Annotated in this window: 9 protein-coding genes; 7 read left to right on the top strand and 2 right to left on the bottom strand. The window is 67.4% G+C overall.

Annotation, left to right across the window (positions count from 1 at the left end; translation table 11 throughout):
- Nucleotides 1–32: 32 nt before the first annotated feature.
- The gene (locus tag BM382_RS31420) at nt 33–314 is read right to left on the bottom strand and encodes a hypothetical protein (protein ID WP_139187198.1); all 282 of its coding nucleotides are present in this window, start codon (nt 312–314) and stop codon (nt 33–35) included.
- 12 nt (nt 315–326) lie between these two features.
- Here BM382_RS31420 and BM382_RS01000 point away from each other — a divergent pair, with 12 nt between their 5' ends.
- From BM382_RS01000 to BM382_RS00970, 7 genes are all read left to right on the top strand, one after another.
- Complete coding sequence (locus BM382_RS01000; RefSeq protein ID WP_011061777.1) at nt 327–1,229, top strand: AraC family transcriptional regulator; 903 nt, start codon at nt 327–329, stop codon at nt 1,227–1,229.
- Between the two features lie 177 nt (nt 1,230–1,406).
- Nucleotides 1,407–3,638, top strand: a complete 2,232-nt coding sequence (locus BM382_RS00995; protein WP_072441459.1) for a TonB-dependent siderophore receptor — start codon at nt 1,407–1,409, stop codon at nt 3,636–3,638.
- A 7-nt stretch (nt 3,639–3,645) separates the two neighbouring features.
- Complete coding sequence (locus tag BM382_RS00990) at nt 3,646–4,527, top strand: PepSY-associated TM helix domain-containing protein (RefSeq protein WP_019094502.1); 882 nt, start codon at nt 3,646–3,648, stop codon at nt 4,525–4,527.
- The gene (locus BM382_RS00985) at nt 4,514–5,647 is read left to right on the top strand and encodes an ABC transporter substrate-binding protein (protein WP_072441456.1); all 1,134 of its coding nucleotides are present in this window, start codon (nt 4,514–4,516) and stop codon (nt 5,645–5,647) included. Before BM382_RS00990 ends, BM382_RS00985 begins: the two co-directional genes overlap by 14 nt.
- Nucleotides 5,644–6,711: a FecCD family ABC transporter permease gene (locus tag BM382_RS00980; RefSeq protein WP_053159148.1), complete on the top strand. Its 1,068-nt coding sequence runs from the start codon at nt 5,644–5,646 to the stop codon at nt 6,709–6,711. The genes BM382_RS00985 and BM382_RS00980 overlap by 4 nt, the downstream gene beginning before the upstream one ends.
- An 8-nt stretch (nt 6,712–6,719) precedes the next feature.
- Nucleotides 6,720–7,538 carry an ABC transporter ATP-binding protein gene (locus BM382_RS00975; RefSeq protein ID WP_011061782.1) on the top strand — a complete coding sequence of 273 codons (819 nt, stop codon included), beginning with the start codon at nt 6,720–6,722 and terminating at the stop codon, nt 7,536–7,538.
- A 3-nt stretch (nt 7,539–7,541) separates the two neighbouring features.
- Nucleotides 7,542–8,756, top strand: a complete 1,215-nt coding sequence (locus tag BM382_RS00970) for an MFS transporter (RefSeq protein ID WP_053159150.1) — start codon at nt 7,542–7,544, stop codon at nt 8,754–8,756.
- Nucleotides 8,757–8,944: 188 nt separating this feature from the next.
- Here BM382_RS00970 and BM382_RS00965 read toward each other — a convergent pair whose 3' ends face one another.
- On the bottom strand, nt 8,945–10,123 hold the full coding sequence (locus tag BM382_RS00965) for a sugar transporter (RefSeq protein ID WP_011061784.1): 1,179 nt from the start codon (nt 10,121–10,123) through the stop codon (nt 8,945–8,947).
- Nucleotides 10,124–10,194: the final 71 nt, after the last annotated feature.

Here is a 10,194-nt window from a genome sequence, read left to right as displayed (position 1 = left end):
TCAGGCCCCTGGAATGAGCTGGGAATCCGCCGTCAGGGTTGGCGGGAATGAAGAGTTGCCGGCGGTCCTGCGGCGCTGTCGAGCAAGGGGTCGTCCATGGGAGGCTGCCGTGCCTGGAAATGAGAGTGATTATTAATAGGCAATTTGCCGGACCCGGCAATCGGCAGGACATTCGTTTGCGCGGCTTTTTCTTTTGATTGCGCGGCGCGCCCCGGAAAGAGCGCGGCAGGACGGTGCTCGAAGGCTAAAGGATAATCATTCTTAATTACAGAAAGGCAATTTCCTGCTAGCGTATGGCCTCTTTTCAGGTCCACAGGGAGTTCGCCATGCTCAGCCCCAACGCTGCGCCGCAGCCTGTCAAAAGGGATTCCACCCTGCACTTTCCCAACCCGCAGCACACCGGGTCGGCCGCTGTAGTCCCGGAGGTCACCCTCTCTACCGGGACCGTACTGATGGACAGCCAGATGTGGATGCAGGAGCCGCTCTGGGAAGGCCTGAAAATCATCCTGGTGCTCAGCGGCCAGCTCAATTGCCGGGTCGAAGGCCAGCCCGAAGTGGAGATCCGCGGACCGACCCTGTGCGCCGTGGCCAACCAGGGCGAGCACTGCGGCGACCACCTGTTCGCCAGCGGCGTGCCGGTGCGCTACACCACGGTGCAGCTGGACTTCCCCTCGATCCGCAATGTCGGCCTGGAACCCGAGCGCCTGCTCGATCAGCGCGGCGGCGGCCCGATGCTGTTCTGCCAGCCGGCGAGCAAACCGCTGCTGGCCCTGGCGCAACAGATCTTCACCTGCCCGCTGCAGGGCCCGACCCGCTCCTTCTACCTGGGTGGCAAGGCCCTGGAACTCACCGCCCTGGGGGTCGAGGGGATTCTCGCCCAGGCCGAATCCAGGCCACTGCAGGACAGCCCGTGCAGCTCGGCGGACATCGAGCGCATCCATGCCGCCCGTGACCTGCTGCTCAACTCATTGCAGGATTCGCCTTCGCTGTCGGAGCTGTCGCGCCAGGTGGGCCTGAACCCGCGCAAGCTCACCGCCGGTTTCCGTCAGGTGTTTGGCACCAGCGTCTATGCCTACCTGCAGGAGCAGCGCCTGGGCGAAGCCTATCGCTTGCTGGCCAGTGGCGAGACCAATGTCTCCAGCGCGGCTTATCGGGTCGGCTACAGCCCGGCGCATTTCTCCACGGCCTTTCGCAAGCGCTTCGGGGTGTCGCCCAAGTCCTTGCGTTGAGCCCGCTCCTGCTCGAGCCTGCTCCATCCAAAGCTGCGCCTGGTGATCCGGGCGCCCTCCCCGCGCCGTACCGCAAACGAAAGAAATGGTCGCTCAAGCCAAAGTTTTAGCCCGCAACCCAAGCTCACAAATGAGATACGTTTGCATTCTCATTTAATCCCCATCACGGAGTGAAGCATGGGTAGCCGCGTTGCGCACCGAAACACCTCAGGTTGTCCCGTCAATTGTGTGGTCTCGCGTCCGGCTCTGGGCCGCAACCCACTGGCGTGCCTGATCCACGGCCTGGCCCTGGGCCTCTCGCTGACCCAGGCCGGCGCCGCACTGGCCGCCGATGGCGATACCGACCAGGACCACGCCCTGACCCTGGACACCAGCGTGATCAGCGCCACCCAGCCCGACTCCGCCACCGGGCCGCAGGCCGGTTACGTGGCCAAGCGCAGCCTCAGCGGAACCAAGACCGATGCCAGCCTGAGCGAAATTCCCCAGTCGATCTCCGTGATCACCCGTGACCAGATGGATGCCCAGCAGGTGCAGTCGGTGAACGAGGCGCTGCGCTACACCGCCGGGGTCCAGGCCAATACCACCGCCGCCAGCCAGCGCTTCGACACCCTCTCGATCCGCGGTTTCGACGTCACCACCGGCATGCTCCGCGATGGCCTCAAGGGCAATACCGCCCAGGCCTGGCCCAAGGTCGAAGCCTATGGCCTGGAGCGCATCGATGTGCTCAAGGGCCCGGCCTCGGTGCTGTTCGGGCAGAACTCGCCGGGGGGCGTGGTCAACCAGATCAGCAAGCGCCCGCTGGACAAGCCCTTCCATGAAGTGCAGATCCAGGGGGGCAGCTTCGACCGAGCCCAGGGCCAGTTCGACTTCAGCGGGCCGCTGGATGATGAAGGGCAATTCCTCTATCGCCTGGTGGGCCTGGAGCGCGACAGCGGCACCCAGTTCGATCACATCAAGGACGACAAACAGTACTTCGCGCCCTCCTTCACCTGGAAGCCCAACGACGACACCAGCCTGACCTTCCTGGCCGACTACACCCAGGACACGTTCGGCGCGCCGCGGGTGTTCCTGCCGGCCCAGGGCACCCTGCTTGGCAACCCCAATGGCAAGGTCAGGCACAACGTCTTCCTCGATGAACCGGGGCTGGACAACGACCGCACCCAGTACTCCCTGGGCTACCTGCTGGAGCACCGCCTGAATGACGTCTGGAGCCTCAATTCCAGCGCCCGCTACGGCCACGTCAACCTGCTGACCAACACCGCCAGCGGCATGTCCCTGGCTCCGGACCTGCGCACCCTGAACCGCGCTGCCTATCGCTTTCGCATCGTCGGCGACACCTACTCCCTGGACAACAATGCCCAGGCCCGCTGGAACCTGGGCAGCACGCAAATGGTGTCGCTTTTGGGGATCGACTACCGGCGCACCCGCGAGGACTACTACCTGCGCGGCGGCTCGGCTTCGCCCATCGACATCTATAACCCGGTGCACGGCGGCGTGTTCGACCCCAGCACCCCCTTCACCAACACCGTGCAGCGCGCCGATCAGGTCGGGGTCTACGCCCAGCAGCAGTTCACCTTCGATGAGCATTGGGTGCTCACCGTCGGCGGACGCCAGGACCGCTCCAGCGCCCGTACCGATAACCGCATGAACGACAGCGGCAGCAAGCAGGACGACGAAAAGTTCACCTACCGCACCGGGCTGGTGTACCTGGCGGACAACGGCCTGGCGCCCTACATCAGCTACTCCACGTCCTTCGACCCGGTGCTGGGCACCAACTTCTACGGCACGCCGTACAAGCCCACCAGCGCCAAGCAATCGGAAGTGGGGGTCAAGTACCAGCCGCCGGGCATCGACAGCTACATCACCCTGTCGCTGTTCGACCTGACCCAGGAAAACGTCCTGACCACCGACCCGGCCGAACGCCTGAACAAGATCCAGACCGGCGAGATCAACGTGCGCGGCATCGAGCTCGAAGGCAAGGCCAGCCTGGCCCGGGGCCTGGACCTGCTGGCGGCGCTGACCTACAACGACGCCGAGGTGAGCAAGAGCAACAACCCGCTGGAGAAGGGCAAACGCCCCACCGACACCCCGGAAAAAATGGCCTCGCTGTGGGCCGACTACACCTTGCCCGAAGGCCCCCTCAGCGGCCTGGGCTTCGGCGCCGGGGTGCGTTACATCGGCTCCACCGAGGCCGATGCCGCCAACACCCAGCGCGTGCCCTCCTACACCTTGCTGGACGCGGCGGTGCACTACGACTTCGACAAGCTGATCCCGGCGGCCAAGGGCCTGCGCCTGGCGGTGAATGCCACCAACCTCACCGACAAGCACTATTACGAAGGCTGCTCACTGACCAATTGCAGCGCCGGTTATGACCGCAGTGTCATCGCCAGCCTGCGCTATCGCTGGTAAGCCGCCGATGCTGTCCATGCGTGATATCTGGCTCAGGCTGCACCGCTGGCTGGCCCTGTGCCTGGGGCTGTTCCTCGCGCTGCTGGGCCTCAGTGGTTCGCTGCTGGAGCTCAAGGGGCCGATCCTGCGCTGGGAGGTCGGTGCGCAGATGCTGCAACTGGCCCCTGGCGAGCATGGCACGCTGCTGCAACAGGACGCCTGGATCAGGGCCGCCTCCGACGCCTACCCGCAACTGCACAAGGTCTTCGGCGCAGCCCCACCGCGCCAAGGCTTTCTCGAATCGGACAATGTGATCGTCTTCGGGGCCCTCAAGGAGCGTCCCGGCACCGGCATCGCCATGATCGATCCTTATAGCGGCGAACCCCGGGGCTTCTTCGTCTTCGAGGACCTGTGGCTGGCCAAGCTGGTGGCGCTGCACCGCAGCCTGCTGCTGCCGCCAGCCTGGGGGTCGAACCTGGTGCTGCTCTGTGGCCTGGCGCTGCTGGGCTCCCTGGGCAGTGGCCTGTACCTGTGGTGGCCGGGCCGGCGCAGCTGGTGGAAGGCCGCCAGCCTGCGTCCCGGCAGCCGGGGCAACCGGCGCCTGCGGGAATGGCACAACGTGGCGGCGGCCTGGCTGTGCCTGCCGCTGCTGCTGATTGCCGGCAGCGGTGCCTGGCTGGCGCGCCCCGACCTCTTCACCTGGCCCGGCGCCCAGCCGATGGCGATCAAGCCGCTGTTTTCCGCGGCCCATGGCCACTTGCTGCTGGGCCCCCCCGGCGCCTGGCTGGCTTTTCTCTGCGGCATTTCGTTACCCCTTCTGTACCTCACCGGCCTGCTGCTGTGGTGGCGCAAGCGCGCTGCCCGCCAGGCCGTCCAATCGTTCAAGGAAACTAGCCATGACACACCGTGATTTCTTGCGCCGCGCCCAGCGCGGGCTCTTGCTCGGCCTGTTGCCCCTGGGCCTGCTATGGGCCGCCACGGCCAGCGCCGCGACCCTCACCGATCTGGCCGGACGCCAGGTCCAGGTGCCGGAGAAGGTCGAGCACATCCTCCTGGGTGAAGGCCGGATGATCTATTCCCTGTCGCTGCTCGAAGGCCAGAACCCGTTCGCCCGTCTCGCCGGTTGGCAAGGGGACTTTCGCGGCCTCGACGTGCAGGGCTACGAGGCCTATCACAAGGTCTTCCCCCAGGCCGACAAGGTGCCGCTGGTGGGCGGCACCTCGGCCGAGACCTTCAGCGTCGAAAAGGCCCTGGCGGTGCACCCGGACCTGGCGATCATGGCCCTGAGCGGCGGCCATGGGCCCGGCCCCGACAGCGAGGCGGTGAAACAGCTGGAGGCCGCCGGGGTGGCGGTGATCTTCGTCGACTTCAGCGACCATCCCCTGAGCAACACCGTGCCCAGCATGCGCCTGCTGGGCCAGGCCCTGGGCCGTGAGCAGCGGGCCGAGGAATTCATTGCCTTCTATCAGCAGTCCCTGGCCAAGGTCACCCAGACCCTGGCCAAGGCCGGTACCGTCAAGCAGCCGAAGATCTTCATCGACATGCTCGCCGGGCTGCAGGACTGCTGCGGCTCGCCAGGCACCGGCAACTTCGGCGAGATGATCAAGCTGGCGGGCGGGCGCAACATTGCCGACGGGCGCATACCCGGGCCCATTGGTGTGCTCAACGTGGAGTACATTCTCTCCAGCGACCCGGACGTTTACGTGGCCACCGGGGTCTTTGCCGCCGGCCAGGGCGGCGTGACCCTGGGTTACTCCGCCACCCTGCAACAGGCTCGGGACAGCCTGCGCCAGGCCGCCCAGCGCCCACCGCTGAACGAGTTGCGGGCGGTGCGCGAGGGCAATGTGCACGGCCTGTGGCACATTTTCTACGACTCGCCGGAGCACCTGATCGCGGTCCAGGCCCTGGCCAAGTGGCTGCACCCTGAACTGTTCAAGGACCTGGACCCGGACCAGACCCGCCGCGAGCTGTACCAGCGCTTCATGCCGATTCCCGCCAGCGGCGTGTTTGCCACGAGTCTGGCGCCATGACCCAGGCTGCTACCGACGTGCAGGAGCGCGTTGCCTCAGGGCACTACCAAAGGCGCCATGGCCGCCGGGTGCTGCTGTTGGGCGGGCTGGCCCTGGCCCTGCTGCTGTCCCTGGCCCTGGACATCACCACCGGGCCTTCGGGGATGAGCCTGTCGCGCCTGCTGCAGGTGCTCTGGGACCCGGGCTCGATGCCCCGGGTGGAAGCGGTGATCGTGTGGAACGTGCGCCTGCCCTACGCCCTGATGGCGGTGCTGGTGGGGGCCGCCCTGGCCCTGGCCGGCGCGGAAATGCAGACCGTGCTCGATAACCCCCTGGCCAGCCCCTTCACCCTCGGTGTATCCGCCGCCGCGGCGTTTGGTGCAGCCCTGGCCATCGTCCTCGGCCTGGGCCTTCCCGGGGTGCCGGCGCAGTACCTGATCTCGGCCAACGCCTTCCTCTTCGCCCTGGCCTCGGTGGCCTTGCTGTACCTGCTGGCACGCTGGCGCGGCTTCGGCGTGGAAAGCCTGGTGCTGTTCGGCATCGCCCTGGTGTTCGCCTTCAACGCCCTGGTGGCGCTGCTGCAATTTGTCGCCACCCAGGACAGCCTGCAGCAACTGGTGTTCTGGACCCTGGGCAGCCTGGCCCGGGCCTCCTGGGAAAAGCTCGCGGTACTGGCCCTGGCGCTGTTGCTGTGCCTGCCCTTCTCCCTGCGCCAGAGCTGGGCCCTGACCGCCCTGACCCTGGGCGAGGAACGGGCCCGCAGCTTCGGCATCGACGTTGGTCGCCTGCGCCTGCTGTCGCTGCTGCGCATCAGCCTGCTGTCGGCCCTGGCGGTGTCCTTTGTCGGCACCATCGGCTTTATCGGCCTGATCGCCCCGCACATCGCCCGCCTGCTGGTGGGCGAAGACCATCGGCTGTTCCTGCCGGCCAGCGTGCTCAGCGGCGGGCTGATCCTGTCCATGGCCTCCATCGCCAGCAAGGCGCTGATCCCCGGGGTGCTGATTCCGGTGGGTATCGTCACCGCCCTGGTGGGCATTCCCTTCTTCATGGCCATCGTCATGCGCAACCGTCGAGGTGTCCTGTGAAGCCGCCTGTGTCCTCCAACGCCGGCCTGTGCACCGCCGGCCTGAACATGCACTACGGCAACCGCCAGGTGCTGTGCGACGTGGCCCTGCCGCCCCTGGCCGGGGGCAGCGTGACCGCGCTGATCGGCCCCAACGCGGCGGGCAAGTCGACCCTGCTGCGGGGCATCGCCGGGTTGCACAAGACCTCGGGCCAGGTACTGCTGGACGGCGTCGACCTCAACCGCCTGCCCCAGGTGGAACGGGCGCAGCACATCGTCTACCTGCCCCAGAGCCTGCCGGAACGTACCCGCCTGTGCGCCTTCGAAGCAGTGCTCAGCGCTGCCATGGCCGGGCATCGCACTGGCGGTTTCGCCCCTGGCCGGCCCAGCGCGGCGGTGTTGCACGGGGTCGAACAAGTGCTGCAGGACCTGGACCTCACCGCCCTGGCCGACCGCCCGATCGACGCCCTCTCCGGTGGCCAGCGCCAACTGGTGGGCCTGGCCCAGGCCCTGGTGCGCCAGCCCCGGGTGCTGCTGCTGGACGAACCCACCAGCGCCCTGGACCTGTACCACCAGTGCCAGGTAGTGGAAGCCATCACCCGGGCCACCCGCGAGCGCCAGTTGATCACCCTGGTGGTGGTCCACGATATCAACCTGGCCCTGGGTTTCAGCCAGCAGGTGGTGGTGCTGCACCATGGCCGCCTGGCCGCCGCGGGGCCGGCCCTGGAGGTGATCAACCCACAACTGCTGCGCGACGTCTACGGCGTCGACGCCAGCCTGGAACAGGTACGCGGTCGACCGCTGGTGATGGTCGACGGCCGCCTGCCCTCTCACTCAGCCCTGGGATAAACCATGACCAACGCTCAACAGTTGCCCCTCGACACCCTGGACACGCCCCAGGCCGCCCCGGCCTTCGACCTGCGCCCGCTGCTGGTGGCCAACCTGGCCTGCACCATGGCGATGATGGCGTTCGTTTCGCTGATCGGCCCCATTGCGCGGATTCTCGGCCTGGCCACCTGGCAGGCAGGGATGGCGGTGACCGTCTCCGGGGTGATCTGGATGCTCCTGGCCCGCCCATGGGGCCGGGCCAGCGATCGCCTCGGTCGGCGGCGCATCCTGCTGCTGGGCACCGGCGGCTTCACCCTGGCCTTTCTCGCCCTCAGCCTATTTATCGACGTGGCGCTGCACGCCCTGCCTTCGGCGCTGCTGGCGTTTGCCGGGTTGCTGCTGGGCCGCGGCCTGATCGGGGTGTTCTATGCGGCAATCCCGGTGGGCGGCTATGCGCTGATCGCCGACAACATCGAACCCGAGCATCGCGCCCGGGCCATGGCGTCCCTGGGGGCGGCCAACGCCTGCGGGCTGGTCCTGGGGCCGGCGCTTGCCGCATTGCTGGCGCGCCACAGCCTGAGCCTGCCGTTCTATGCGCTGGCGGTGTTGCCGCTGCTGGGCTTCGCCTTCCTCAAGGCACGGCTGCCGCGCCAGGAACTGCACCTCAAGCAGCCGCCCAAGCCGGTGAGCCTGGGCGATCCGCGCCTGCGCCGGCCGCTGGTGGTGGCGTTCGTCTCGATGCTGTGCGTGGCCATGGCGCAGATCACCGTGGGCTTCTTCGCCCTCGACCGCCTGGGCATGAGCCCGGCCGACGCGGCGCAGACCGCCGGCATTTCCCTGACCCTGGTGGGGGTGGCGCTGATCGCCTCGCAACTGGTGGTGCGCAAACTGGAATGGCCGCCGCTGCGGATGATCCGCATCGGCGCCCTGGTGGCGGCGCTGGGCTTTGTCACCAGCATTCTCGCGGCCCAGGCCTGGGTGCTGTGGCTGGGGTTCTTTGTTTCGGCCGCCGGCATGGGCTGGATCTTCCCCTCCTTCGCCGCCCTGGCCAGCAACTCGGTGGACGCCGCCGAACAAGGCGCCACGGCCGGCTCCATCGGCGCGGCCCAGGGCCTGGGGGTAGTGGTCGGGCCCCTGGCCGGGACCCTGATCTACGGGCTGGAGCCACGCCTGCCCTACCTGCTGGCGGCGCTGCTGCTCGTACTGGTGGCCTGCTGGCCCGTAGCCCGACGCCGGTAACCTTCGGGCGAACGACGCGCATTATCGAAACCCTGCGGCCCTGTAGCCGCTGCCGAGCCTGCGGCGAGGCTGCGAAAAGGTCCGCAGGACCTTGCTTGACGATCGACCGCCGAACCTCTATCGGCCTCAAGAGCGCCGCGCCCCTGCGACGGAGTGCCGCCCAGACCGTTCGCAGCCTGCGGCAGCGGCTACACGCTGGTGCGGCTCATGCGGCCCAGGGCCAGGCTGTACAACAGCAAGGCCAGGGTCGCCAGGGCGCCACCCGCCAGGCCGACATAGGCAAAGCCCAACTGCCCGCCGACCCAACTGCCCAGCAGCGCACCGCCGCCAATGCCGATGTTGTAGATGCCGGAGAACATCGCCATGGCCACGTCGGTGGCGTCCGGCGCCAGCACCAGTACCTTGGATTGCAGGGCCAGGCCGAAGCCCATGATCGCCATGCCCCAGAACACACTCAGGGCCACCAGCGACCAGACGTGGCCATTGAGCGGCAACAGCAGGCTCAGGCACAGCGCCAGCAGCGCCACCGCGGTCAGTAGAAACCCCTGGGGGCTGTGGCGGTGCAGCCAGCTGAACAGCAGCGAGCCGATGATCCCGGCGCCGCCGAACACCAGCAGGACCAGGGTCACCACCTCGCCCCCCAGGCCCGCCGCCACCTTGATGAAGGGCTCGATGTAGCTGTAGGCGGTGAACTGCGCCGTCACCACCAGGGCGGTAAGCACATAGATCGCCACCAGCGCCGGGCGCTTGAACAGCAGCGGCAGGCTGCGCAGGGAACCGGAGTTCTGGCTCGGCAGCAGCGGCAAGGTGCGGATCAGCCACAGCACCAGCAGGCCGGCCATGGCCGCGATCACGCTGAACGTGGTGCGCCAGCCCAGGGCCTCGCCCAGCAAGCGGCCCAGGGGAATGCCCAGGACCATGGCCAGTGAGGTGCCGGTGGCCAGCAGCCCGAGGGCCTGCACCTGCTTGCCCGGCGGCGCCAGGCGCACCGCCAGGGACGCGGTGATGGACCAGAACAGTGCATGGGCCAGGGCCACGCCGATGCGGCTGAGCATCAGCAGGCCGAAGTTGCTGGCCAGGCTGGAGAACACATGGCTGACGATAAACAGCCCGAACAGCACCGTGAGCAGCTTGCGTCGTTCGATGTTGCGGGTCAGCAGCATCACCGGCAGCGAGGTCAGGGACACGATCCAGGCGTAGATGGTGAGCATCAGACCGACCCGCTCGGTGGGCAGGTCGAAGCTGGCGCCAATGGCGCTGAGCAGGCCCACCGGCACAAACTCGGTGGTGTTGAAGACAAAGGCCGCCAACGCCAGCGCGATGACCGGCTGCCAGTTGCCTTGGGGTGTCGCCGCGGAATCACTCATGGGGGGGCGTCATACTCTTTCGATGATGGAACGGGTCCGGGACCCGCTGGAAAAATGCACAACCCGGGCCA

This window comes from Pseudomonas sp. NFPP25 (genome assembly GCF_900116505.1).
Lineage (GTDB): Bacteria > Pseudomonadota > Gammaproteobacteria > Pseudomonadales > Pseudomonadaceae > Aquipseudomonas > Aquipseudomonas protegens.
This window is presented reverse-complemented; position numbering and strand designations above follow the sequence as displayed.